We start from the raw sequence: 201 nt of genomic DNA, 5'->3' as shown, positions 1-201 counted from the left end.
TGAGGCTTAGCTTCCGGGTTCGGAATGTAACCGGGCGTTTCCCTCACGCTATGACCACCGAAACACTATGAAACTGTCAACCGCACCCACGACAGGCCATGTCATGGGGGTCGTTGTTTCAGAACAACACAGTGGACGCGAGCAACTGAGGACAAGCCCTCGGCCTATTAGTACCGGTCAACTCCACCCCTCACAGGGCTT

General features: G+C 55.7%; 1 rRNA gene. It reads right to left on the bottom strand.

Features of this window, described 5'->3' with window-relative positions:
• Positions 1-62, bottom strand: a 5S ribosomal RNA gene (gene rrf, locus ADK60_RS29410); the annotation flags it as partial.
• Between the last annotated feature and the right edge of the window lie 139 nt (positions 63-201).

This window comes from Streptomyces sp. XY431, assembly GCF_001279805.1.
GTDB classification, from domain to species: Bacteria; Actinomycetota; Actinomycetes; order Streptomycetales; family Streptomycetaceae; genus Kitasatospora; species Kitasatospora purpeofusca.
Note: the sequence above shows the minus strand (reverse complement) of the source record. Positions and strands in the feature narration are given on the sequence as shown.